Annotated in this window: 23 protein-coding genes and 2 tRNA genes; 5 read left to right on the top strand and 20 right to left on the bottom strand. The window is 65.5% G+C overall.

All coding sequences use genetic code 11. The annotated features are described in order from the left end of the window. Positions 1–39 precede the first annotated feature (39 nt). Positions 40–543: a DUF3145 domain-containing protein gene (locus tag ACQVDU_RS03425; protein WP_443476255.1), complete on the bottom strand. Its 504-nt coding sequence runs from the start codon at positions 541–543 to the stop codon at positions 40–42. Between the two features lie 240 nt (positions 544–783). Between ACQVDU_RS03425 and ACQVDU_RS03420 the strand changes: the two genes are divergently transcribed. Next, positions 784–2,373: an SPFH domain-containing protein gene (locus ACQVDU_RS03420; RefSeq protein WP_443476254.1), complete on the top strand. Its 1,590-nt coding sequence runs from the start codon at positions 784–786 to the stop codon at positions 2,371–2,373. A gap of 208 nt (positions 2,374–2,581) precedes the next feature. Here the strand turns inward: ACQVDU_RS03420 and ACQVDU_RS03415 are convergent. Together ACQVDU_RS03415 and ACQVDU_RS03410 are read right to left on the bottom strand one after the other, a co-directional pair. After that, a tRNA-Ile gene (locus ACQVDU_RS03415) sits at positions 2,582–2,655 on the bottom strand. Positions 2,656–2,683: 28 nt separating this feature from the next. Beyond that, complete coding sequence (locus ACQVDU_RS03410) at positions 2,684–3,691, bottom strand: DMT family transporter (protein ID WP_292709411.1); 1,008 nt, start codon at positions 3,689–3,691, stop codon at positions 2,684–2,686. 56 nt (positions 3,692–3,747) lie between these two features. Here ACQVDU_RS03410 and def point away from each other — a divergent pair, with 56 nt between their 5' ends. Continuing rightward, positions 3,748–4,314, top strand: a complete 567-nt coding sequence (gene def / locus ACQVDU_RS03405; protein ID WP_300590510.1) for a peptide deformylase — start codon at positions 3,748–3,750, stop codon at positions 4,312–4,314. A 24-nt stretch (positions 4,315–4,338) separates the two neighbouring features. Here the strand turns inward: def and ACQVDU_RS03400 are convergent. The 5 genes from ACQVDU_RS03400 to dusB all read right to left on the bottom strand — a co-directional run bounded on the left by ACQVDU_RS03400 (position 4,339) and on the right by dusB (position 9,718). Next, positions 4,339–4,414 (bottom strand) — tRNA-Asn (locus ACQVDU_RS03400). 84 nt (positions 4,415–4,498) lie between these two features. After that, positions 4,499–5,287, bottom strand: a complete 789-nt coding sequence (locus ACQVDU_RS03395) for an ATP-binding cassette domain-containing protein (protein ID WP_300590509.1) — start codon at positions 5,285–5,287, stop codon at positions 4,499–4,501. 53 nt (positions 5,288–5,340) lie between these two features. Next, on the bottom strand, positions 5,341–7,236 hold the full coding sequence (dnaG, locus tag ACQVDU_RS03390; protein ID WP_300590508.1) for a DNA primase: 1,896 nt from the start codon (positions 7,234–7,236) through the stop codon (positions 5,341–5,343). A gap of 9 nt (positions 7,237–7,245) precedes the next feature. Beyond that, the gene (locus ACQVDU_RS03385) at positions 7,246–8,580 is read right to left on the bottom strand and encodes a deoxyguanosinetriphosphate triphosphohydrolase (protein ID WP_443476391.1); all 1,335 of its coding nucleotides are present in this window, start codon (positions 8,578–8,580) and stop codon (positions 7,246–7,248) included. Next, positions 8,555–9,718, bottom strand: coding sequence for a tRNA dihydrouridine synthase DusB (gene dusB, locus ACQVDU_RS03380; RefSeq protein ID WP_363495086.1), 1,164 nt, complete (start codon positions 9,716–9,718; stop codon positions 8,555–8,557). The genes ACQVDU_RS03385 and dusB overlap by 26 nt, the downstream gene beginning before the upstream one ends. Before the next feature lie 70 nt (positions 9,719–9,788). Between dusB and ACQVDU_RS03375 the strand changes: the two genes are divergently transcribed. Then, the gene (locus tag ACQVDU_RS03375) at positions 9,789–10,292 is read left to right on the top strand and encodes a glutathione peroxidase (protein WP_443476253.1); all 504 of its coding nucleotides are present in this window, start codon (positions 9,789–9,791) and stop codon (positions 10,290–10,292) included. A gap of 46 nt (positions 10,293–10,338) precedes the next feature. On the opposite strand, the gene ACQVDU_RS03370 is transcribed toward ACQVDU_RS03375, so the two are convergent. The 4 genes from ACQVDU_RS03370 to recO form a co-directional block, all read right to left on the bottom strand. Continuing rightward, positions 10,339–10,989, bottom strand: coding sequence for a hypothetical protein (locus tag ACQVDU_RS03370; RefSeq protein ID WP_443476252.1), 651 nt, complete (start codon positions 10,987–10,989; stop codon positions 10,339–10,341). A gap of 32 nt (positions 10,990–11,021) precedes the next feature. Further along, positions 11,022–12,416, bottom strand: a complete 1,395-nt coding sequence (locus ACQVDU_RS03365) for a glutamate decarboxylase (RefSeq protein ID WP_443476251.1) — start codon at positions 12,414–12,416, stop codon at positions 11,022–11,024. A 98-nt stretch (positions 12,417–12,514) separates the two neighbouring features. Next, positions 12,515–13,327, bottom strand: a complete 813-nt coding sequence (locus ACQVDU_RS03360) for an isoprenyl transferase (protein ID WP_300594515.1) — start codon at positions 13,325–13,327, stop codon at positions 12,515–12,517. Next, a complete protein-coding gene (recO, locus tag ACQVDU_RS03355) occupies positions 13,324–14,100 on the bottom strand; it encodes a DNA repair protein RecO (RefSeq protein WP_443476250.1) in 777 nt (258 codons plus the stop codon). Before recO ends, ACQVDU_RS03360 begins: the two co-directional genes overlap by 4 nt. Before the next feature lie 36 nt (positions 14,101–14,136). Between recO and ACQVDU_RS03350 the strand changes: the two genes are divergently transcribed. After that, entirely contained in the window at positions 14,137–14,862 is a 726-nt protein-coding gene (locus ACQVDU_RS03350; protein ID WP_443476249.1) for a trimeric intracellular cation channel family protein, read from the top strand. A 27-nt stretch (positions 14,863–14,889) separates the two neighbouring features. Here ACQVDU_RS03350 and leuA read toward each other — a convergent pair whose 3' ends face one another. After that, positions 14,890–16,650: a 2-isopropylmalate synthase gene (leuA, locus tag ACQVDU_RS03345; RefSeq protein ID WP_443476248.1), complete on the bottom strand. Its 1,761-nt coding sequence runs from the start codon at positions 16,648–16,650 to the stop codon at positions 14,890–14,892. 186 nt (positions 16,651–16,836) lie between these two features. On the opposite strand from leuA, the gene ACQVDU_RS03340 reads away from it, so the two are divergent. Beyond that, on the top strand, positions 16,837–17,454 hold the full coding sequence (locus ACQVDU_RS03340; RefSeq protein ID WP_443476247.1) for a hypothetical protein: 618 nt from the start codon (positions 16,837–16,839) through the stop codon (positions 17,452–17,454). Between the two features lie 22 nt (positions 17,455–17,476). Here ACQVDU_RS03340 and era read toward each other — a convergent pair whose 3' ends face one another. The 7 genes from era to dnaJ all read right to left on the bottom strand — a co-directional run bounded on the left by era (position 17,477) and on the right by dnaJ (position 23,528). Next, positions 17,477–18,376: a GTPase Era gene (gene era, locus ACQVDU_RS03335; RefSeq protein ID WP_443476246.1), complete on the bottom strand. Its 900-nt coding sequence runs from the start codon at positions 18,374–18,376 to the stop codon at positions 17,477–17,479. Next, positions 18,373–19,716, bottom strand: coding sequence for a hemolysin family protein (locus ACQVDU_RS03330; protein WP_443476245.1), 1,344 nt, complete (start codon positions 19,714–19,716; stop codon positions 18,373–18,375). The genes era and ACQVDU_RS03330 overlap by 4 nt, the downstream gene beginning before the upstream one ends. Further along, on the bottom strand, positions 19,713–20,183 hold the full coding sequence (gene ybeY, locus ACQVDU_RS03325) for an rRNA maturation RNase YbeY (RefSeq protein WP_228178927.1): 471 nt from the start codon (positions 20,181–20,183) through the stop codon (positions 19,713–19,715). Before ybeY ends, ACQVDU_RS03330 begins: the two co-directional genes overlap by 4 nt. Then, positions 20,180–21,208, bottom strand: a complete 1,029-nt coding sequence (locus tag ACQVDU_RS03320; RefSeq protein ID WP_443476390.1) for a PhoH family protein — start codon at positions 21,206–21,208, stop codon at positions 20,180–20,182. The genes ybeY and ACQVDU_RS03320 overlap by 4 nt, the downstream gene beginning before the upstream one ends. A gap of 64 nt (positions 21,209–21,272) precedes the next feature. Next, entirely contained in the window at positions 21,273–21,620 is a 348-nt protein-coding gene (locus tag ACQVDU_RS03315; protein ID WP_300594410.1) for an HIT domain-containing protein, read from the bottom strand. 52 nt (positions 21,621–21,672) lie between these two features. Beyond that, positions 21,673–22,410, bottom strand: a complete 738-nt coding sequence (locus tag ACQVDU_RS03310) for a 16S rRNA (uracil(1498)-N(3))-methyltransferase (protein WP_443476244.1) — start codon at positions 22,408–22,410, stop codon at positions 21,673–21,675. A gap of 2 nt (positions 22,411–22,412) precedes the next feature. After that, positions 22,413–23,528, bottom strand: coding sequence for a molecular chaperone DnaJ (gene dnaJ / locus ACQVDU_RS03305; RefSeq protein WP_292709373.1), 1,116 nt, complete (start codon positions 23,526–23,528; stop codon positions 22,413–22,415). Positions 23,529–23,535 lie beyond the last annotated feature (7 nt).

Genomic DNA, 23,535 nt, shown 5'->3' with positions numbered 1-23,535 from the left:
TCCGACATCCGGTACGCACGCGCGCGGCACGCGAAGTCTCTACCCCACCTTGTGAAGCCACACGACGGCGGCGTCGTCACTGGCGTGGCGGAACGGCTCGAGTTCGTCATCCCATGCCGAACCGAGCGCGACCTGCAGTTCGCGTTGCATGTCATGGACATCGCGCGCCGCGAGCTCCATCGCATAGCGAATCCGGTCTTCCCCCACGACGACATTGCCGGCGGCATCCGTCTGCGCGTGATGGATTCCGAGATCGGGAGTGTGCATCCACCGGGCACCATCCGAAGCGGCCGACGGATCTTCGGTGACCTCGAAACGCAGGTGCTCCCAGCCGTGCATCGCGGAGGCGATTGCTGCCCCGGTTCCGACCGGTCCCGACCAGAAGTACTCGGCACGCCGTGCACCGGGGAGCACAGGCTGGTCCGCCCAGTCGAAGTTCACCGCACGACCGAGCGCGCGACCCACCGCCCACTCCAGGTGGGGGCACAACGCCCGTGGCGCGGAGTGAATCATCACCACACCGCGCGTCATTGATGTAGCCATATCGATCTCCGTTCCGAGGTGCGTCTTCCCCAACGTCCTCAGGAGATCTGTGGCTGTTCTGTTATCGGGCCCATTATCGCCTGGGGCGAGCCGAATCACAAGCCTGTCATTCCGACGTGACCGCGGCGCGAACTGGGGCTTTGCGCGAGACCGCCCGTCTGAAAGGCTGGGTCGGGGGGCCACACGCGACTCTCGCAGCGCGCCTCCTCTGGCGCGCTGCCCAAACCGAAGGAGACGCCCATGGAGGCAGCCGGTTTTGTCGGCATTCTGATCATCATCGGCGTAGCAGTCGTCGCGGCGATCATCGTCGCGCTCATCGGCCTCCTGCTGGCGAGGGCCTGGATCAAGGTGGCCCGCGCCGACGAAGCTCTCGTCATCTCGGGCCGCAAGCAGCGCGTCCAGACCACAGTGATGGATGCCGACGGCACGAGCAGGTCGGAGATGACCGAGTCCCCGGTCACCGTGATCGTCAACGGCAAGTCGCTCGTGAATCCCCTCACGCAGCGCCACGAGATCATTTCGCTGCGCTCTCGCCAGGTGTCGCTGAATGCCGAGGCCCAGTCGCTCGACAACGTCACGCTCAACGTCGATGGTGTCGCGATCGTCAAGATCGGATCCGACCCGCTGTTCGTTCGCCGCGCCGCCGAGCGTTTCGCGTCACAGGACAAGGCGATCGAGCAGTTCACCACGGAGCAGCTCGAGGGAGCGCTCCGTGGCATCGTTGCGACGCTGTCGGTCGTCGAACTCATGCGGGAACGCAAGAAATTCTCGGATCAGATCGCCGTCGATGTCTCCCATGAACTGGCCGAACAAGGTCTCATCCTCGACTCGTTCCAGATCAAGGGAATCACTGACGCGATGGGGTACATCCAGTCCCTCGGAGCGCCGGAAATCCAGGCCAAGCGCCAGGCCGCCGAGATCGCGCAAACCAACGCCGACCGCGCGATCAATCAAAAGAACATCGCGAACCAGGAAGCGAATCTGATCGAGCAGACGGCACTGGACACCAATACCGCCAATGCGAACGCCGGTATCGGTCGCGCTCGTGCTGAGGCCGAACAGGCTGAGCAGCTCGCGAGAGCTCAGGCTGAACAGGCGGTCTTGCAGCAGCAGGCCGAGAACCGGCAGGCCCAACTGGATGCCGACGTCAAGCGCGTCGCCGACGCTCAGCGCTACGAGGCCGAGACCCGGGCGCAGGCCGAGCTCTACACCCGCGAACGTGCCGCAGAGGCTGCCGCGATCGAGAAGATCAAAGAGGCAGAGGCTCGCACGCGGATCGCCGAGCAGCAGGCAGAGGCAGACCGCGCCCGCGCCGCGGGAGAGGCTGCCGCTGCCGAGGCGCGCGCCGCCGGTGAGGCTAGTGCTCTGCGTGCGCTCGCGGACGCAGAAGCCACGGCGAGGCGCCTGCGTGCCGAGGCGGAGGCCGACGCGATCCGGGCCGAAGGTCAGGCCCGCGCCGAATCGATCGAGGCCGAAGCAGAAGCCATCGCCTCCAACCAAGAGGCGATTCTGTCGCAACGTGTGCTCGATGTGCTCCCCTCGATCATGGCGGAGTTCGCGAAGGGTTACTCGGCGATCGGCAACGTATCGATCGTCGGCGGCGGCTCAGGCGAGGAGGGCGCATCCCGCGTCATCGGCGCCGACAGCGCGACAGCCATGAAGTCGGTCTTCGACAGCGTGCAGGCAGCGACCGGCATTGACCTCGCCGCCATCATTCAGGGTCAGACTGTCGGCCGCGCCTTCGGCACTGGCATGGCGGATGCAGCTGCGAGCGACCCCGCATCCGTCCCGAGCGCATCGAAGGGCGCGGCAAAGCCGAGGTCGGAGTAGCACTCTCGGCAACACCCCCACAACGAAGAGAACCCCACCAGAGGGCGGGGTTCTGTTCGTAGGGCGGGTGGGACTTGTCCCTTTCGCCCCTCCACGGCCCGCTCCGCGACCCGCGGAGCCTCCGGCGAACGGGGCCCACCCACGAGTGCGCTCGACGGCAACACCCCCACAACGAACAGAACCCCGCCAGCAAGCGGGGTTCTGTTCGTAGGGCGGGTGGGACTTGAACCCACGATCGTCGGGTTATGAGCCCGCTGCCTTGACCAGCTTGGCCACCGCCCCCTGCCAGATCAGCGTACCGGGCGTCCGCTCACGACGAGGACTTCTGCCCGTCGTCGGATGAATCGTCGGACGAGCTTGCGCGCGTGAACGGTAGCTCCAGACTGTCGCTGATCACCTGCGGGTGGTTGCGCGCCAAGCTGATCACTCCGTAAATCGCCAGTGCGCCGGCGATGCCGAATCCGATGAAAGCCCACAGTGGCGCCGTCTCGGCCTCTTGCAGCACGACCAGGCCGATCGCGACCGCAACGATCGGGTCGATCACGGTCAGACCCGCAATCACGAGATCGGGTGGTCCCAGGCTGTACGCCGTCTGGACGAAGTACGCCCCGACCGCCACCGCAGCCAGCAGGGCAACGACGCACAGCAGAGTGAGCCAGTCGAAGTTCTGGTCGCGGATCCGACTCAAGACGACTTTCGCGAGCGTCGCCACGAACCCGTAGAGAACCCCCGAAGCGACGATATAGAACAGCGCGAGGCCGTGCTTGCGGAACACGAGCCAGAGAACCGCGAAGATGACGATGGTCACGGCCAACAGACCGAGGATGATGAGCAGCTGCGCTTGAGTGACGGGACGCTCGGTGGCAAAGAACGCGGCGATCGTCACGAAAATGAAGATCCCGCCCACTGCCGCGACGATCGATCGGATCGATTGGCGGGTCGGGCGATGGCCGCTGATGCGCGCGTTCAACAGGGTCGTGATGACCAGCGAGACGGCGCCGAGTGGCTGGACGACGATCAGCGGCGCTACGGAGAGTGCAGCCAGCTGACAAACGATGGCCAGGCCGAGCATGATGGTGCCCGCCAACCACGATGGCCGTCGTAGCAAGTTCAGAAGGTGGTTGCGGTCGAGTCCGTTCCCACCGGACCGACCGGTGACCTTCTCGACCTTCTGAACTCCCCGGTACTGATACTGGGCGCCGAAGGACATGAAGATGGCGCCGAGCAGTGCGAGAGGAATACCCGCGAGAATTGCGGGGTCACGGAACGCCTCGGTGATCTGGTCGGTCACACTTGCCGACACGGTCAGGAGGAGCACCTTTCGACCCTATCCCGGCGTCGGCCGGACGCCGTGTGTCTCAATAGGCTTGTCGCATGGCTGTTCTCCCGATCCGCATCATGGGCGATCCCGTCCTCCACGCTCCCGCCACTCCCGTCGCAGAGATCGACGACGACATCCGTCGCCTTGTCGCCGACATGTACGAGACGATGGATGCCGCGCCCGGCGTCGGGCTCGCCGCCCCGCAGGTGGGCGTGGGGCTTCGGATCTTCACCTACAGCTACACCGATGACGACGGTGCGCCGTGGCGTGGCGTGGTCATCAACCCGGAACTGTGGATTGCTCCCCTCGAGCCGGGCGAGCCAGATCCCGACGAGGAGTCCGAAGGCTGCCTGTCCTTCCCCGGTGAGCGGTTCCCACTGCGCCGGTCCGAGCGCGCCAGGGTGACCGGAATCGATCTCGAGGGTGAGCGGGTCGATATCGAGGTCGACGGCTGGCGCGCGCGCATCCTGCAGCACGAATTCGATCACCTCGACGGCGTGCTCTATGTGGATAGGCTCGGTGACCGCGATTGGCGCACCGCGCAGAAGATATCTCGCAAACAGGGCTGGGGTACGCCGGGCAATTCATGGATGCCAGGCGTCGACGACCTCGACGCCTGAACCATCGACGAGGAAGAGAAGTAATGGCTCCCCGGCTTGGACTCGAACCAAGAACCTATCGGTTAACAGCCGATTGCTCTGCCAATTGAGCTACCGAGGAATATGCCCGCCGCAGCAGGCAACCCCACTATCTTAGCAAAGCCGACGGGGTGTCAACGACGCGGGGCACCCCCGCGTCGCGCCGTCAGGAGACGACGAATCGGCGGTCGGCTTCTGTGCTCGGCGTCCAGATGAGATCGTTCGTGCCGTGGCCGAAGGCGACGACGTGTCCGCCTCGCAGCACGAGCACGTTGGCGTCGAGTTCCTTGACGGCTTCGGGGTCATGCGTGGAAATGACCGCGGCCATGCCGGTGTCATCGCGTCGCCTCGTGATGGCCTCGCGCGCGGCTTTGCGCACTTCGACATCGAGATTCGCAAACGGCTCGTCGGCCACGAGAATTCGCGGATCAACGACGAGGGCGCGGGCGAGGGCCACGCGCTGGCGCATCCCGGCTGACAGCTCGTACGGGAACTTATTGGCAGCGCCGAGGGGAAGCATGAGTTCATCGAGCAGCCCCGCGACCCGGATCGCGAGGGCCTTCTGGTTGATGCGGCGTTCTCTCGAGGTGATCGGCTCGGCGATCACCTCCGAGACCGTCAGCCGAGACGGCAGGTGCGCTCCCGCAGATTGGGGCAGGTATCCAGCGAAGTAGGTCAGTTCGCGGATGGCCCTGCCGGGCCGCCGCACCGAAATGCCATCGACAAGCGCGTCGCCGCCCGTGACCGAGACCCCGTCGTGTGCGCGACCGGCAAGTACTGAAAGCAGACTCGACTTCCCGGCACCGGTAGGACCCATGAGCGCCAGGACCGAACCGCGCGCAACAGTGAAGGTGATGCCGTCGATGAGCTTGTCGGTCTCGCCGCGACCGGTGTGACTGATCGAGAGGTCCGAGCACACGATCGCCGCTTCGGTGGCCCTGCGACGAGGAGACATACCCTCATCCTGCCGTGCCGTCGCGCTGGGATCCAGTCTGGACTCCGACACGATCAGCGTTCGCTGTCTCCTGTCCACCGCTGCCGCTCAAGGTCGAGCTCGCGCAACTGCAACCGAATCCGACGTCCCTCTTCGGAATCCGGGGGCACGCGCTGGACGGCGCGCACCAGTTCCGCCTTCTCCGAATCGACGCGTCGGACGATCAGTCGGCGCATCAGATCGGATGCAGACGCTGCGGCATCCGCCTCACCGAGAGCCGGGAACGCGGACATCAGCAGCTCCGAGCCGAGGGCGCGGTAGGGCTCGCGGATGGTGTCTACGGCCTGTACTGCCCACCCCGCTCGGGTGTAGTCGGGCGCCTCAACCACGGCCACGCGAACCGCGTCGAGCGCGGGATGCCGGAACGCGGCTCCCAGGGCGCGCCGGACGGTCGCATCGTCGAGACGGTGCCCGAACTGCAGTGCAGCCATGAGCGCATCCCGCTCGATCACGACATCACGCGTGCGCGGAAGCGACGCGATCGTGGGGACCAGCACAGGCGGGGACGCGGCGAGGGGCCCATCGTCCGGATGCTGGCGCTCGGATGTCGCACCGTCGCTCCCGCGTCGCTGCGGCCCTCCGCCCGCGTCGCGGGAGCGGGAAGCCCGAGTCACCGCAGCGCCCACCTCGTCGAGGTCGAGTCCGATCCGGCGCGCGAGCACACGAACGTATCCGGGGCGCAATGACGGGTCTCGGATGTCGGCCACCACCGGTGCTGCCGCACGGAGAGCGGACGCCCGCCCTTCGACAGTTCCGAGGTCGTACTGTGCGAGACGCTGGTCGATGACGAACTCGAACATCGGTGACTTGTTCGTCATGAGGGCGCGCACGGCATCATCGCCGCGGGCGAGACGTAGATCACACGGGTCCAAACCGTCCGGGGCCACAGCGACATAGGTCTGCGCAGAGAAGCGTTTCTCGTCGGCGAAGGCGCGGAGGGCTGCCTTCTGACCCGCGGCATCGGGGTCGAAGGTGAAGACCACCTCTCCCCCACTCGAATCGTCGCCCATGACGCGCCGGAGCACCGTGATGTGATCGCTACCGAACGCCGTGCCACAGGTCGCGATCGCCGTTGTGATTCCCGCCAGGTGGCACGCCATGACATCGGTGTAGCCTTCGACGACCACGACCCGGTGCTCCCGCGAGATGTCACGCTTGGCCAGATCAAGTCCGTAGAGCACCTGGGACTTCCGGTAGATCGACGTCTCCGGCGTGTTCAAGTACTTCGGGCCCTGGTCATCTTCGAGCAGCCGTCGCGCCCCGAAGCCGACGACTTGGCTCGTCACATCACGGATCGGCCAGATGAGTCGGCCACGAAAACGGTCGTACGTACCGCGCTGACCTTGTGAGAGCAGTCCGGCAGCCAAGAGCTCCTCACGCGTGAACCCCTGCGCAGTGAGGGCATCCGACAGGTTCGACCAGCCCTTGGGCGCGAAGCCCACGCCGAAGTGAGCAGCGGCAGCAGCGTCGAACCCTCGCTCGCCCAGAAACCGGCGTCCGATCTCGGCCTCGGGCGTCAGAAGTTGGGCACGAAAGTACTCAGCAGCGGCAGCGTTTGCTGCGTAGAGGCGACTGCGACCCGAGTTCTCCGGGGCAGCGCCGCCCTCTTCGAAGTGAAGCGTGTAACCGATGCGTCCGGCCAAGCGTTCGACGGCCTCGGTGAAACTCAGATGGTCCATTTTGCGCAGGAACGAATACACGTCGCCCGACTCGCCACACCCGAAGCAGTGATAGAAGCCGACCTGCGGCCGCACATGGAAGCTCGGACTGCGCTCGTCGTGGAAGGGGCACAGTCCCTTCAGCGAACCAACACCGGCGGATTTGAGCGCAACACGTTCGCCGATCACATCCGCGATGTTCGTACGCGCCTTCACCTCGTCGATGTCGGCCTGAGCGATACGTCCTGGCATCCGGGCGCCCTACCGTGCCCGCATCGGCGTGCCGGGTACCCAGATCCCGAGGGAGGCGACATCGACGTCACCGACAAGCCTGCCGTGCCACGAGATCGCGTGCTGATCGGTCAGGCTTGCGACCTGATCGACGATCGTGCGGCGTCGCTCTCGGTCGGTCACGGCGTGATCGAAGTCTTCGCGGTAAACGGCATCCAGCTCGTGCGGGTTCTCCCACAGCGCTGTGGCCAGGCGCTTGAGCAGGCGCCGCTGCTCTTTGTAGAGCGCCTTACGACCATCGATGCTCACCACCACAGCACCAATGATGCCCTTGAGCACCCCCATCTCGGCCTCGATGACGCGAGGCACCACGACGTGAGCATGGAAGCGGGTCAGATCCGGGCCTCCGGCTGCCGCGCGGGTCGCCGTGACGGCGGCACGGGCGAAACGCCCGATGAGGTCGCTGGTCAGGTTCTTCAGGCGTGCAAGGTCGGAGCGCGTGCCCGAAAAACTCGCGACCCACTCGGGCATCCGCATCAGGCGGTAGAGGGCGTCTTCGAGCTCGTCTCGCGCAAAGTCGTAGCCCACCCAGGTCTGAATCGCAGTGATGAGAGCGTCATGCTCGGCAGGATCGGCCAGGCGCGCCGGATCAAGGTAGCCGTTGACGATCGCGTCTTCGAAATCGTGGACGGAATAAGCGATGTCGTCGGAGAGGTCCATGACCTCGGCCTCGATACAGCGAACCCGCCCGGGTGCGCCCTCGCGCATCCAGGTGAAGACCGCCTCGTCCTCCTCGTACACCCCGTACTTGAGCCGGCCGCCCGGGTCGGGAAGCGGATGCTCGGAGGTCCAGGGGTACTTGCAGGTGGCATCCAGGCTTGCGCGCGTGAGGTTCAGGCCGTGGCTCCGGCCGTTGGCGTCGATGACCTTGGGTTCCAGGCGCGACAGGATCCGCAGGGTCTGCGCGTTTCCTTCGAATCCACCGATGTCTTCTGCCCAGTCATTCAGGGCACGCTCGCCGTTATGACCGAAGGGCGGATGCCCCAGGTCGTGGCTCAGGCACGCGGTGTCGACGACGTCGGGCGCCAGTTCGAGCGCCGTGGCAAGCTCACGTCCGACCTGTGCGACTTCGAGCGAGTGGGTCAACCGGTTACGAGCGAAATCGGCGGGGCTTGCGGGGCTCAGGACCTGGGTCTTGGCGGCAAGGCGGCGAAGCGCCGCCGAGTGCAGCACGCGCGCCCGGTCCCGTGCGAAACCGTCGCGCTGCGATCGGTGGTGCTCGCTATAGAATCGTTCGGCATCGGCATCCGCATACCCGCGATGCACCGGGACACCTCGCTCAGCCACCGCTGTGGTCCAGTTCAGCGTCGGCCAGCGCACACGAGTCGACGCCGTCAATGTCCTGAGACTCGAGCCAGCGGTCCGGCAGAGCAGGGCGCTTCGGGGTTCCCGCGCGCCCGCGCTGACCCTCGGCTGCGCTTCCCGGATAGGGAGCGTCGAGGTCCAGCTGCGCGAGCAGCTCGTCGATCTCGGCGATAGAGGATGCCGTCGCAAGTCTGGCTCGGAGATCGCCGCCCACCGGATAGCCCTTGAAGTACCAGGCGACATGCTTTCGGATGTCGCGGCATCCGCGGCCCTCGTCCTCGAAGAACTCCACCAGAAGCTCCGCATGCCGACGGAAGGCACGCGCGACGAAGCCCAGATTTGCGTCGACAAGCGGTCCGGCATCCACGTCGAACGCCCGCGCCAGCTCTCCGAACAGCCAGGGCCGCCCGAGGCACCCGCGACCCACGACAACGCCGTCGCATCCGGTCTCAGCCATCATCCGCGTCGCGTCCTCGGCTGCCCAGATGTCACCGTTGCCGAGCACCGGAATCGAGCTCACGTGCTCTTTGAGACGAGCGATCGCTTCCCAGTCAGCCTCCCCCGAATAGAACTGGGCGGCTGTGCGGGCGTGAAGTGCGACCGCTGAGACGCCGGCGTCCTCGGCGATTCTGCCCGCCTCGAGGTAGGTGAGATGGTCGTCGTCGATTCCCTTGCGCATCTTCACCGTCACGGGGATGGGTCCCGCTGCGGCAACGGCGCGCGTCACGATCTCACGGAACAGGCCGAGCTTCCACGGGAGGGCGGCACCACCTCCCTTGCGCGTGACTTTGGGGACGGGGCATCCGAAGTTCATGTCGATGTGATCTGCGCGGTCCTCCTCGACAAGAACCCGTACCGCAGCCTCCACCGTGGCAGGATCCACGCCGTACAGCTGAATCGACCGCGGCGTCTCGGACTCGTGATGAGTGATCAACCGCATCGTCGTCTCGTTGCGCTCCACGAGCGCACGCGACGTGATCATTTCGCTGACGTAGAGGCCCGCGCCGTACTCGCGACACAACCGCCGAAACGCCGTGTTGGTGATCCCGGCCATCGGTGCGAGCACGACCGGCGCATCGACCGTGATCGGACCGATTCGCAGCGGCGCGACGGACGTGGCGGACGGTGATGACGGCATCCACCCATTCTCCCAGACCTGCGCGTTGCCGCGCCGCGCTGTCCCTCGGGGGCGACGGTAGCCTGAACCCATGACCGACGTGCAGCAGGTTTCCCTCCGCGACATCCCCTTCACGACGGCCGACGGCGACACGGCGACGCTGGCCGACTACGGTGACGGTGTCGTGCTGGTGGTCAACGTCGCCTCGAAGTGCGGTCTGACGCCACAGTACGAGCAACTCGAGCAGCTACAGAAGACCTACGGCGCTCGCGGATTCACCGTCATCGGGTTCCCCTGCAACCAGTTCATGGGGCAGGAGCCGGGCAGCATGGACGAGATTCTCGACTACTGCGCGACCACCTGGGGCGTCTCGTTTCCGGTGGTAGAGAAGGTCAAGGTCAACGGCTCCCACGCCGCGCCGCTCTACAAGGCCCTCAAGAAGGCGAAGGATGCCGAGGGTAAGCGTGGTCCCGTGCTGTGGAACTTCGAGAAGTTCCTGCTCACGCCCGACGGCACTGTGCGCCGGTTCCGTCCGACGACAAAGCCTGACGACCCGGCGATTGTCGCGGTGATCGAGGAGTCGCTTCGCGGCTAGGAGCGCAGGCAGGAACCCCCGGTGAGCTGAGCGGGATACGCTCAGCTCACCGGGCGGGGGCATCCTGGGGGATGAACCGACGGGCCAGTAGTGCCGCAACGAAGAAGCAGATCGCACCGACAAACGTTCCCCCGTTCGCCCAGAACTCACTCAGCACCGCGCCAGTCGCGGGTACCACGAACGCGCCGACAGCAGAGAACGCGAAGGCGATCGAGCCGAGCATGTTCAGGATCGTGCCGTGCCACGTTCGCGCCAACGGGTCCCATAGTTCATGTCGCCGATTCGCGGCGACCATCGCCAATATCGAGGACACGAGGAACGCAGCCGAGCCCCAAACGTCCGGTCGCCACCCGCTGAACGTACCCGGCGTCGCCGGCACAGCGGCGACGAGCACCGTGACGGTGCTGACGTTGAACAGCACCGTGCCCATGAACTGGATAAGCGCGGACCACCAGTCCGCCGCGTCCGCGCTACGCCACCGGCCACGAGGCGGGCGACGACCGCTGAGGGCGAACTGGATGAAGCCCCCGAGGGTGAAGAAGAGTGAGCCCACGAAGAACGTCAACGCGCTTCCCAGCGGGCCCGCAGCCGTGGCGTGGGCGGGAACAGCGCCCACGCCGAACAGCGCTGACCCGATGAGGAAGCCAGAAGACTCCCGGCGCAGACGCTTCGCGCGCGCGTCTGCCGGATCGGTCACGTGTCCGAGCGTACCGCGGGGGACCTGCTGGCTCAGTGGTGAAAGCTGCCCGCCTCTTCCTCGCTCATCGGGACGGATACCGGGTGCTTGTCGAAGTGAGCGATCGCATCACGGTAGTCATCCATCAGGAGCGATGCCTCGTCGCGGCTGAATCCGGCGCGGACAAGGATGCGCTGCACGGCGAGGTCTTGCCGGTTGGCGGGCATGGTGTAGGCCGGGACCTGCCAGCCCCGTGTACGCAGCCGGTCGGCAAGATCAAACAGGGTGAATCCGTGCTCGACTCCCTCGACGAGTTTCCACGAGACAGCCGGAATGCCGTGCTCGGGACTGCCATCGTTGATGATCTCGAAGTGACCGAGCTTCGCGATCTCCGCCGCGAGGTACATCGCGGTGTCGTAGCAGGCCTGATGAACGCGCTGGTACCCCTCCCGACCGAGTCGCACGAAGTTGTAGTACTGGGCGATCACCTGTCCGCCGGGACGGGAGAAGTTGAGCGCGAAGGTCGGCATGTTGCCGCCGAGATAGTTCACTTCGAAGATCAGATCCTCGGGAAGTTCGGATGCGTCGCGCCACACAATCCACCCGACCCCCAGTGGTGCCAGACCGAACTTGTGACCTGACGCATTGATCGACTTCACACGGGGTAGGCGGAAGTCCCACACGATGTCGGGGGCGGTAAAGGGTGCGAGGAAGCCACCGCTCGCACCGTCGACGTGGATGGGGATGTCGAGTCCGGTACGTGCCTGGAGGTCATCGAGTGCCGCACTGACTGCTTGCACTGGCTCGTACTGGCCGGTGAAGGTAACACCCAACGTGGGTACCACGCCGATCGTGTTCTCGTCGGCCCGAGAAAGAACCTCATCCGGCGTCATGATCAGCCGGTCATGTTCCATGGGGATTTCGCGCAGCTCAATATCCCAGTAGCGGGCGAACTTGTGCCAGCACACCTGCACGGGCCCGCAGATGAGGTTCGGCTTGTCTGTCGACAGTCCAGCTGCCCGTCGCCGCTCGCGCCACTTCCACAGCAGTGCCATACCGCCGAGCATGGCCGCCTCGCTCGAGCCGGTCGTCGATGTGCCGAGGGTGTTCTCTGCCTCGGGAGAGTTCCAAAGTTCGGCGAGGATGTGAACACATCGTGCCTCAATCGCCGCGGTCTGCGGATACTCGTCCTTGTCGACCATGTTCTTGTCGAGTGTCTCGCGCATGAGGTCCCGAACTTCGGGCTCCAGCCAGGTCTGGCAGAACGTCGCAAGGTTCTGGCGCGAGTTGCCGTCGAGTATCAACTCGTCGGAAACGAGCCGATATGCGTGCCGCGCGAGCTGCTCGCTCTGGGGCATCTGGAACTTCGGCAGGCTCGCCGACAGCTCGGTCGAGGCAAAAACCTCGTCGAAGATTTCGTCACGGATGGTGTCGCGTTCGTGCAGCATGGCATCTCCTCGGGTTGCTACCGAGTCTTTCAGGACTCACGCGGGGCTCGCTACCGACGGGATGAACGGATCCGGCGTGGATCCCGCCCTTCGAGCTGCTACAGAGCGGGAGGCTCGGGAGTGTCGACCGCTCCGCCGAAGCGGCGGTCCCGGCCAAGGTAGAGGTCGATCGCTCGCCACAGGTCTGCCCGGGAGAAGTCCGGCCAGAGGGTGTCGAGGAACACGTACTCCGCGTATGCCGACTCCCAGAGGAGGAAGTTCGATGTGCGCTGTTCGCCGCTGGACCGAATGAAAAGATCCACGTCCGGCATCTCCGGCTGGTAGAGCCGACGCGCAATGAGCTTCTCGCTCACCGCAGAGGCACGCAGCCTGCCCGCGGCGACATCGTCGGCGATCGAGCGCACCGCATCGACGAGCTCTACCCGACCGCCGTAGTTGACGCACATCGTGAGCGTCAGGACATCGTTGTCTGCGGTCAGCTGCTCGGCAAACTGCAGTTCCTTGATGACGCTCGACCACAGTCGGGGCTTACGACCGGCCCACCGCACCCGGACGCCCCATTCGTTGAGCTGGTCACGACGGCGGTGCAGCACATCGCGATTGAACCCCATGAGGAAGCGGACTTCGTCGGGTGAGCGAGACCAGTTCTCGGTCGAGAAGGCATACACCGACAGGTGTTTGACACCGGCTTGGATGGCACCGGCCACGACGTCCAGGAGCGCCGCCTCGCCGGCCTTGTGGCCCTCGACACGCGTGAGGCCGCGTCGGTTGGCCCAGCGTCCATTTCCGTCCATGACGATGGCGACATGGTTCGGAACTGACCCCTTGGGGAACTCGGGCGGGTAGAGACCTGTCCAATCGATCGGTCGGTAGGGCACGGCGTCACGGTGGGTGTAGGGCTTGGGGCTCATGGAGTGGGTTCCATCGTCTGAACGGCTGCCGGCTGCTGTGGGGGCGGCGCAAAGGTACCGAGGTGTTCGAGCGACCGGATGCCGCGCTCGAGGTGCCACTGGGTGTACGCCGCGATCAGGCCGGATGCCGCCCCGCCTGCCCCGGCCGATGCCCCATCCACCACGTCCCACTCCCCCGTCATCAGCGCGCGCATCACTCTCAGGGTCTCGGCATCCACCCGCGCGGATCCGACCGGCGCGCAGTCGGGACACACCATCCCACCAAGCTGAGCAACGAACGAGGTGTGCTCGCCGACGCGCCCACAGCGGGCGCACGCTTCAAGCCCGGGTGCCCACCCCGACAGTGCCATGACGCGAAGCAGGTACGAATCGAGGATGCTGCGCGACGCATGCTCGCCGCGAGCGAGGGCCCGGAGGCCGCCGAGCAGCAGAAGATACTGCGGTGTCGTCGCCTCGGACTCACTCAGGCGGTCCGCGGCCTCGACCATCGCGTGCGCGGCAGTGTAGCGGTCGTAGTGCAGCGCGATGTCGGCGCCATACGCGCCAAGACTGTCAGCCTGCTGCACGATGTCGAGCGAGCGCCCCTGATACAGCAGCACATCGGCGACCATGAAGGGCTCGAGACGAGCGCCGAACCGCGACGATGTGCGGCGCACGCCCTTGGCCACAGCGCGGACCTTGCCGTGGCGTCGGCTCAGCAGCGTGACGATCCGGTCCGCTTCACCCAATTTGTGGGTGCGCAGAACCACGACTTCGTCACGGTAGGTGGGCACCCCTCGATTATCCCGGCATCGAGCGACAATGGACGGGTGAACGAGCCACTCTTCGTGATCCCGCTCTGGGCAGATCTCTCTGCCGTGGCGCTCGGTGGCCTGCAGGGAGCCCTGTTCGCGTCGGGATTCCGCGGTCAACGGCGGCTTGATCTTCTCGGCGTCGCGATCATCGGGATCGTCATGGGGATGGGTGGCGGTCTCATCCGCGACTTGCTGCTGAACGTCACCCTGACGACGTTGCAGTCGAACTGGTACCTGATCACAGCAGTCGCAGCCGCGCTCCTGGGAATGCTGCTCGCGACGATCCTCGAACGGGTCAGCTGGCTGATCGTCGGACTCGACGCTCTCGTCATCGGCCTGTTCGGCGCCTTCGGCACAAGCAAAGCGCTGTATCTCGGGCTGCCCGAGGTTCCCGCGATCTTCGTGGGCGTCGCCGCCGCGGTCGGGGGCGGCATCCTGCGTGATGTGCTGATGGGCTTGCCGGTCGCGATCATGCACGTCGGATCGCTCTATGCCGTGGCCGCGGGCGCCGGATGCGTCGTGCTCACCGTCTCGTTCTCACTCGGGGCACCGCTGACCGCCGCGGCGATCATCGCTGTCGCCGTGACGACGGTCATCCGACTGCTCGCCGTCGTCTTCGATATTTCGCTTCCTGAGCAGCGCGCTCTCTACCGCCGGAAGGTCGCCGTCGAGACCTCCGCGATCACCGTCGTCGGCGGCACCAGAGCTGCTGACAACGGCGACGCGGGGGCAACCGGCTGACCGGCCACCCCCGCGTGCACTCGGCTGTCAGACGGCCGCGAGAGTTCCGGACTCCTCGCGGACGCGGATCGCACGGTTCACGCCCGAGACGATGGCTTTGAGTGACGCCGTCGATATGTCGCCGTCGATACCGACACCCCACAGGCGCTCGCCTTCGACCTGCAATTCGACGTAGGCCGCGGCCTGGGCATCACCGCCGGCGCTGAGAGCATGCTCGACGTAGTCGTACACGGTGACGTCGAACCCCTGTTCGCGCAGCACCGCCAAGAACGCGGCAACCGGTCCGTTCCCGTTCCCGCGAGCCGAGATCTCCGAATCACCATCACGCAGCCGTACGTCGAGGACGACGTCACCGGTCATGTCGCTCTCGGTGCGCGTCGAGAGCAACTCGAACCGGCCCCAGCGCTCGTCGGCAACCGTGCTCGGCAGGTATTCGTCGGTGAAGATCGACCAGATCTGGTCGCTCGTGACCTCGCCGCCCTCGGCATCCGTCTTTGCCTGCACGACGCCCGAGAACTCGATCTGCAGTCGACGCGGCAGGTCCAAGGCGTGGTCGGTCTTCAAGAGGTAAGCGACGCCACCCTTACCCGATTGCGAGTTCACGCGGATGACGGCCTCGTAGGAGCGGCCGAGATCCTTGGGATCGATCGGCAGATACGGCACAGCCCACAGCAGCTCGTCCACAGAGACCCCCTGCGCCACGGCGGCGGCATCCATCGACTCGAAGCCCTTCTTGATCGCATCCTGGTGCGACCCGCTGAAGGCGGTGAAGACGAGGTCGCCAGCCCACGGACTGCGTTCGTGGACGGGCAGCTGGTTGCAGTACTCGACGGTGCGCTTGACCTGGTCGATGTCGCTGAAGTCGATCTGGGGGTCGACTCCCTGCGTCAACAGGTTGATGCCCAGTGCGACCAGGTCGACATTTCCGGTGCGCTCGCCGTTTCCGAACAGACATCCCTCGATGCGGTCCGCGCCTGCCATGTAGCCGAGCTCGGCTGCGGCGATCGCGGTGCCGCGGTCGTTGTGCGGATGCAGCGAAATCAAGACGTTCTCGCGATGGTTCAGGTGGCGGCTCATCCACTCGATGGAGTCGGCGTAGACGTTCGGCGTTGCCATCTCAACCGTCGCCGGCAGATTGATGATCACCTTCCGCTCGGGCGTCGGCTCGAAGATCTCCAGAACCTGGTTGCACACGTCGACCGCGAACTCGAGCTCGGTGCCGGTGTAGCTCTCGGGCGAGTACTCGTAGAAGACCTCGGTGTCGGGAACCATCGCCTCGAACTTGCGGCACAGACGAGCACCTGCGAGCGCGATGTCGATGATCCCCTGCTTGTCGGTGCGGAACACGACGTCGCGCTGCAGGATGCTCGTGGAGTTGTAGAGGTGCACGATCGCGCGCTTTGCGCCACGGATGGATTCGTACGTCCGCTCGATGAGGTGCTCGCGCGCCTGCGTCAGGACCTGAATAGTGACGTCATCCGGGATGACATCGTCTTCGATCAGGTGACGCACGAAGTCGAAGTCGGTCTGGCTCGCGGAAGGGAAGCCGACCTCGATCTCTTTGTAGCCCATCTTCACGAGCAGATCGAACATGATCCGCTTGCGCTCGGGACTCATCGGATCGATGAGCGCCTGATTCCCATCGCGCAGGTCGACCGCGCACCACCGCGGCGCCTGCGTGATCTTCGCGTCGGGCCACGTGCGGTTGGGAACCGACACGCGGATCTGCTCGTGATAGGGAACGTACTTGTGCGTCGGCATCCCCGACGGCTGCTGAGTGTTCTTCATGGTGTCGCTCTTCCTGCTTCTGGCTCGAGGTGAACGGGCCGACACGAAGCTCCGCGACGAGGTAGGCCCTAGATGGCCCCGCCGCGGCAGCTAAGAAGAAGCGAGAGTGCACGCATATGGCGATGTTATCAGCAATCTGCTCTACCGACTTCGAGACGTTTGCCGCGCGGTCGACACTCTCTCACTATGAGGACTACGACTCGTCTCGGTACCGCCGCGCTCGCCGCGGCAACGCTCTTGCTGATCACCGCCGGATGCGCCAGCGGGTCCGGTGCATCCGGCGGCTCGCTGGCGACTGCGCAGATCAGTCCGCCGCACGGCGACGTGGTCGGCACCGGCACCGTTGTGGATGTCGCCGGAGACGTGACGCTCTGCCTCGGGCCGATCGCCGAGTCCTATCCGCCGCAGTGCGACGGGCTGCCGCTCGAGGGCTGGAGCTGGGACGGTGTCGACGGCTTCGAGGAATCCGGCGGTACGAGATGGGGTACCTACGCGGTCTTCGGAACCTTCGATGGCGATGTGTTCACCGCAACTCAGCCGCCGATCATGCTCGCTCTCTACGATCCGATTCGGCCGGTGGACCCGACGGGAGGCGTCTCGGGTGAAACACCGGCTGCCGAACTGGACGAGATCGCGAGCGAACTACCGACTGCTCTCGGCGATCTTCTACTCGCGACATGGACGCAGGACGGATACGTCTGGGCACAGGTGATCTGGGATGACGGCACCCTGCAGGACGCTGCGGATGCCCAGTATGGCGACGACGTCGTGATCATCCAGTCGGCCCTCCGCTCACTCGGGTGAGAAGCGTGCTCTGCACGTGATCTCAGAAGCCGAGGCGACCGAGCTGCTTCGAGTCTCGCTGCCAGTCCTTCGCTACCTTGACGTGCAGTGACAGGAAGACACGGGACCCGAGGAGCGGCTCGATCTGTTCACGGGCAGTGGCACCGACTCGTGCGAGTCGCGACCCCTTCTTGCCAATGATGATCGCCTTCTGACTGTCGCGCTCGACAACGATGTCGGCGTACACGTCGATCAGGTCCGAGTCCTCGCGGGGTTCGACATCCTGCACGACGACGGCGATGGAGTGCGGCAACTCATCCCGCACGCCATCGAGCGCCGCCTCCCGGATGATCTCGGCGATCCGGTCGTCATCGGACTCGTCGGTGACGACGTCGGCGGGATAGAGGGCTGGGCCTTCGGGTAGCAGCTTCAGGATCTCGTCAGCCAGAACCCCGAGCTGATCGGCTGTGACCGCCGAGAGTGGGATCACCGCTGCCCAGTCCTCACGCAGAGCGTCGACCTCCATCAGCCGCTCCGTGATCTGGTCGCGAGAGGCGACGTCAGTCTTGGTCACCAGGGCGATCTTTTTCGCCGACGCGTACCCGTCGAGAGACTCGGCGATGCGGCGGTCTCCCGGGCCGACCTTCTCGGTCGCGGGAGCACAGAAGGCGATCACGTCAACATCTCCGAGAACCTCTTCGACGAGATCGTTGAGGCGCTGGCCGAGGAGCGTGCGCGGGCGGTGGAGACCTGGAGTGTCGACGATCACGATCTGCCCGCCGGGGCGGTTCAGGATGCCGCGAATGGCCCGTCGGGTGGTCTGCGGCTTGTCGCTCGTGATTGCGATCTTTTCGCCGACGAGGGCGTTCATGAGCGTGGACTTGCCGACATTCGGGCGTCCCACAAACGTCACGAACCCGGACCGGAAATCGCTGTCGCTCACGAGCGCACCTTCCGTTCAGATGGTTTCTCGACTGTCGCAGCCGAGTCCTCATCGTCAGTAGCTGAGTGGTCTTCCGCGTCGGTCGCGGGCGGAATGCGCTCCACAAACACGGTGGTGATGCCACGGCCCTTGCCGCGGGAGGCCCCGCCGGTGATTCGCAGACCCTCGAAATCCGTCACCGCTCCGGGCTGCGGCACCTTGCCGAGCTGCTTGCCCAACAGTCCCCCGATCGAATCGACCTCGTCGTCCTCGAGATCGAGGTCGAAGAGTTCACCGACCTCCGCAAGTCCCAGTCGGGCACTCACGCGATAGCGTCCCTCTGCGACTTCGGCGATCTCGGTGGCCCGCGGGTCGAACTCGTCGGCGATCTCGCCGACCAGCTCTTCGATCAGGTCTTCGAGGGTCACGAGGCCCGAGACCCCGCCGTACTCGTCCACCACCATGCACACGTGCACGGCTTCCCGTTTCATCTGTTGCAGCAGAGTCTCGGCTCGCATCGATTCGGGCACGAACACGGCAGGTCGCGCGAGCTGTGAGATCGCAGCAGCGCGCCATCCTGCCTCATCGCGGTACGCGAACTGCACCAGGTCTTTGAGGTAGAGCATCCCGATGACGTCATCGGCTTCGTCGTCGACGACCGGAACGCGCGAGACTCCCTTGTCGAGGAACAGCTCCATCGCGTCCTTGGTCGTCGTGTCAGCGTCGACAGTCACCATCTCTGTGCGCGGAATCATGACCGCCCGCACATAGGTGTCGGTGAAGTCGAACACGGAGTGGATGAGCTCGCGATCGTCCTCCTCGATGAGGTCCTGCGATGCTGCCTCATCCACCATGCTGAGCAGCTGCTCTTCGGAGGCGAACGACGAGCCGCGGGCAACACCGGGCGTCACGCGGTCGCCGAGCGCGACCAGACCGTGAGCGAGCGGGCCCAGCACGATGCGCATCGCGCGGATGACGGGGGCAGCCCCCCGGAGCAGCCCCTTGGCGTGCAGCCGGCCGACGCTTCGCGGGCTCGCCCCGACCACGACGAACGAGATTCCCGTCATGATGATCGCGGCAGCGAGCATCGCCCACCAGATGCTGTCGAAGAGGATCGACAGCGCGACAGTGACCAGCACCGCTGCGGTGGTCTCAGAAAGCACACGCATGAAGCCCGCGGCGTTGGCGTGCGCCGCGGGATCATTGGCGATTCCGCGGATGAACGCAGCGTTGCTACCGCTCTGGCTCATCTCCTCGAGGTCGGATCGGGAGGTCACACCGAGCGCTGCATCCACAGCCGCCATCAGACCACCGAAGGCGACCAGGAGGGCGGCTGCGGCAAGCAGCAGGGCCGCGGTCACGGCTTGAGACGACGGCGTTCGGCCGCGTGGAATCGGACGATGAGGTCTCGCTGGAGGGCGAACATCTCGCGTTCCTCCGCCGGCTCGGCGTGATCGAAGCCGAGCAGGTGCAGGAGTCCGTGGGTCGTGAGCAGGATCAGCTCGTCCATCGTGGAGTGACCGGCAGCCTGAGCCTGACTCTCAGCGACCTGCGGGCACAGCACGATGTCGCCCAGCAGACCTTCGGGAGTCGGCGCATCTTCGGTACCGGGACGCAGCTCATCCATGGGGAAGCTGAGAACATCCGTGGGACCCGGTTCGTCCATCCACTGGACGTGCAGCGACTCCATCGCGCCCTCGTCGACCAGGAGGATCGCGAGGTCGGCATCCGGGCTGACGAACAACTCAGCGAGGTTGTTCTCTGTGAGCCGGAGCAGGACTGTCTCGTCGACGTCGATTCCGGACTCGTTGGTGATTTCGATCGTCATCGGCGTCCTCGCTTGGGCATGTGATCGCGCGGACCGGAAGGGCGGCTCGCCCCTCGGCGCTCAGCACGATTGCTGAGTTCGCTCGCCTCGTCGCGTTCCCGCTTTGCTGACAGTCGCTGCTCGTCGTACTCGGAGTAGGCGTCGACGATCCTGCCGACAAGCGAGTGGCGCACGACGTCATCGCTCGTGAGGTATGCGAAGTGGATGTCGTCGATCCTGCTCAGCACCTTCGTCACCAGGCGCAGACCCGACGCCCCCTGGGGCAGGTCGATTTGCGTGATGTCGCCCGTGACCACCATTTTCGTGTTGAAGCCCAGGCGAGTCAGGAACATCTTCATCTGTTCGGGGGTGGTGTTTTGAGCTTCGTCCAGAACAACGAAGGAGTCGTTCAACGTGCGGCCGCGCATGTATGCGAGGGGGGCAACCTCGATCGTGCCCGTCGCCATGAGCTTGGGCACGATCTCTGGATCCATCATTTCGTTGAGCGCGTCGTAGAGCGGACGCAGGTACGGGTCGATCTTGTCGGTCAGCGTTCCAGGAAGAAAACCGAGGCGCTCGCCGGCTTCGACGGCGGGCCGGGTCAGGATGATGCGGCTGACCTCTTTGCGCTGCAGCGCCTGCACGGCCTTGGCCATGGCCAGATAGGTCTTGCCCGTACCGGCCGGCCCGATCCCGAACGTGATCGTCGTTTGCTCAATCGCATCCACATAGGACTTTTGCCCCAGCGTCTTGGGACGGATGACTCGACCACGGCTCGAGAGAATCGCTTCGCCGAGCACCTCGGACGGACGCGGGTTGCCATCGCTTCGCAGGATACGGTTCGAGCTGGAGACATCCGCTGGTGCCAGATCGTGGCCGGTGCGGGTCATGGTGAGCAGTTCTTCGACGAGTTCCCGTGCCGCAGCGACAGCCACCGCACTGCCGGCGAGGGTGATCTCGTTCCCGCGGACGTGTACGTCGACATCCGGATGCTCGCGCTCGACGACGCGCAGCAGCCGGTCTTGCGGCCCCAGAAGCTGGACCATGGCGACACCGTCGGCGAACAACCGCTCCGTGACGCGATCTTCGGATTCCGCGCGGCTGTCCGGATCAGCCACCGAGACTGCCTTCTGCGAGGTCGCCGCCGAGCACGTGGGCATGCACGTGGAAGACTGTCTGCCCCGCGCCAGACCCGGTGTTGAACACCAGTCGGAAATCACCGCTGCCGTGCTCTGCAGCGGCATCCTTGGCCACGGCCACCATCTCGGCGAGCAACGCAGGATCACCCGCGGCAAGCTCGGTGACATCGCGGTATTCGGCGGTCTTGGGAATCACAAGCAGGTGCAGCGGCGCCTGCGGAGCGATATCGCGGATGACGAACACGTTCTCGGTCTCGCTGAGGATCTCTGCGGGAATCTCGCCACGCAGGATACGAGTGAAGACGGAGGGCTCGGTCATGCTCTCAGTCTACCGACGGCCTCTCCCACGGGCCCAGCTACCGCCGGTACAGTCACCACCGGCCGAGGCTGGCGCTGAGCACCGCGATCGCTGCGGGACCTGCCGTCGAGGTACGCAGGACGTGGTCACCCAAGCGCACGAGCGTCGCGCCGGCAGCTTCGAGTGAGTTCAACTCGCCGGCGTCGATCCCACCTTCAGGTCCGACGACCAGGGCGATGTCGCGACCGTCGGTCTGCTCGGGCTTCCACTCGGTCAGGCGTACCGTCGCTGTCGGCTCGAGCACGAGCATCCGGGTCGTCGCTGCCCGCGCGCACAACTGCACCGTCGTCACCGGCGCGCCGACCTCGGGAAGCCACGCGCGGTGCGCCTGCTTGCCCGCTTCTCGTGCGATCTGGCGCCAGCGGGCGACGCCCTTCTCACGCTTGGCCGCGTCCCAGCGCGACACGCTGCGGGCAGCCTGCCAGGGCGTGATGACATCCGCGCCCAGTTCCGTCGACGCTTGGACCGCCAGTTCGTCGCGGTCGCCTTTCGCGAGCGCCTGGACGAGTTCGATCCGCACGGATGGGCGGGGTAGGTCCTCCCGGTTCGTGACACGCACGACGACCTCGCGCGCCGCGACTGCCTCGCACGTGCCTTCGATCCACACGCCGGCGCCGTCACCGAGCGTCACGGTCTCCCCCACACGGACCCGACGTACCGTGGCTGCGTGATGCGCCTCAGCACCAGTGAGGGTCACGGTCTGGCCGGTCTCGGCGTCCAGTCGTTCGTCGACGACGAAGTGAAGCGGCACGATCAGCCGTTCCGGAACCGATCGCGCAACTTCGAGAACAGACCCTGATGGAATTCAGCCAGGTGGGGCGCAGGTGCCTTCGTCCGCTTGGCGAACTCCTCGATGAGAGCCCGTTCCTTGGCGTCGAGCTTCGTCGGTGTGACCACATGAACACCCACGCGCAGATCACCGCGTGAATTGCCACGCAGCGGTGTGATGCCTCGACCCTTGATGGTCAGCACGTCGCCTGATTGAACACCGGGACGCACCTCGAGGTCCACCGGTCCGTCCAGGCCCTCGATCGTCGTGGCCGCGCCGAGAACGGCATCCGGCATCGAGACTTCGAGGGTTGCGAGCAGGTCGTCACCTTCGCGGCTGAACACCGGATGCGTCGCGACAGAGACCTCGATGTACAGGTCGCCCCGCGTGCCGCCGCCCGGTCCGACTTCACCCGATCCGGGAAGTTGTAGGCGCAGGCCCGTGTCAACACCGGCCGGAATGTCGATCGACACAGTGCGACGAGCCCGAACGCGACCCTGCCCCTGACACGTCGCGCACGGATAGGGGATCGTCGTGCCGTACCCCTGACATGTGCCGCACGGCTGGGAGGTGACGACGTTGCCAAGGAGGCTTCGTACGGTGCGCTGGATGTGGCCCGTGCCATGGCAGATATCGCAGCGAACCGGCGTCGTTCCGGGTTGCGTACAGGAACCATTGCAGGTCTCGCACATGACGGCGGTGTCGACGTCGATGTCGCGATGGACACCGAAAACGACATCCTTCAGGTCGAGGTCGACGCGAACCAGCGCATCCTGGCCCCGCTCTTTGCGAGACCGCGGGCGCCCGCCGCGAGCAGCGCCCCCTCCCCCGAAGAAGCTCTCGAAGATGTCGCTGAAGCCACCGAAGTCGCCGGCTCCGCCGAAACCACCGTTCTGGCCGCCGCCCATGTCGTAGCGCTGGCGCTGCTGCGGGTCACTGAGCACGTCGTAGGCATGCGTGACGAGTTTGAACCGCTCGGCAGCGTCCTCCCCCGGGTTCACATCCGGGTGAAGCTCTCGGGCCAGGCGGCGATATGCCTTCTTGATCTCTTCGGGCGACGCGTCTCGCGACACGCCAAGGACCTCGTAGTGGTCAGCCACGGTCACC

It is taken from the genome of Microbacterium sp. F2 (assembly GCF_052274505.1).
Taxonomy (GTDB): Bacteria; Actinomycetota; Actinomycetes; order Actinomycetales; family Microbacteriaceae; genus Microbacterium.
This window is presented reverse-complemented; position numbering and strand designations above follow the sequence as displayed.

Coding starts and splice junctions, on each gene's coding strand:
- ACQVDU_RS03425 (WP_443476255.1), bottom strand. CDS start 543: ATGGCTACATCAATGACGCGCGGTGTGGTGATGATTCACTCCGCGCCA.
- ACQVDU_RS03420 (WP_443476254.1), top strand. CDS start 784: ATGGAGGCAGCCGGTTTTGTCGGCATTCTGATCATCATCGGCGTAGCA.
- def (WP_300590510.1), top strand. CDS start 3,748: ATGGCTGTTCTCCCGATCCGCATCATGGGCGATCCCGTCCTCCACGCT.
- ACQVDU_RS03395 (WP_300590509.1), bottom strand. CDS start 5,287: ATGTCTCCTCGTCGCAGGGCCACCGAAGCGGCGATCGTGTGCTCGGAC.
- dnaG (WP_300590508.1), bottom strand. CDS start 7,236: ATGCCAGGACGTATCGCTCAGGCCGACATCGACGAGGTGAAGGCGCGT.
- dusB (WP_363495086.1), bottom strand. CDS start 9,718: ATGCCGTCATCACCGTCCGCCACGTCCGTCGCGCCGCTGCGAATCGGT.
- ACQVDU_RS03375 (WP_443476253.1), top strand. CDS start 9,789: ATGACCGACGTGCAGCAGGTTTCCCTCCGCGACATCCCCTTCACGACG.
- ACQVDU_RS03365 (WP_443476251.1), bottom strand. CDS start 12,416: ATGCTGCACGAACGCGACACCATCCGTGACGAAATCTTCGACGAGGTT.
- ACQVDU_RS03360 (WP_300594515.1), bottom strand. CDS start 13,327: ATGAGCCCCAAGCCCTACACCCACCGTGACGCCGTGCCCTACCGACCG.
- leuA (WP_443476248.1), bottom strand. CDS start 16,650: ATGAAGAACACTCAGCAGCCGTCGGGGATGCCGACGCACAAGTACGTT.
- ACQVDU_RS03340 (WP_443476247.1), top strand. CDS start 16,837: ATGAGGACTACGACTCGTCTCGGTACCGCCGCGCTCGCCGCGGCAACG.
- ybeY (WP_228178927.1), bottom strand. CDS start 20,183: ATGACGATCGAAATCACCAACGAGTCCGGAATCGACGTCGACGAGACA.
- ACQVDU_RS03320 (WP_443476390.1), bottom strand. CDS start 21,208: ATGGTCCAGCTTCTGGGGCCGCAAGACCGGCTGCTGCGCGTCGTCGAG.
- ACQVDU_RS03315 (WP_300594410.1), bottom strand. CDS start 21,620: ATGACCGAGCCCTCCGTCTTCACTCGTATCCTGCGTGGCGAGATTCCC.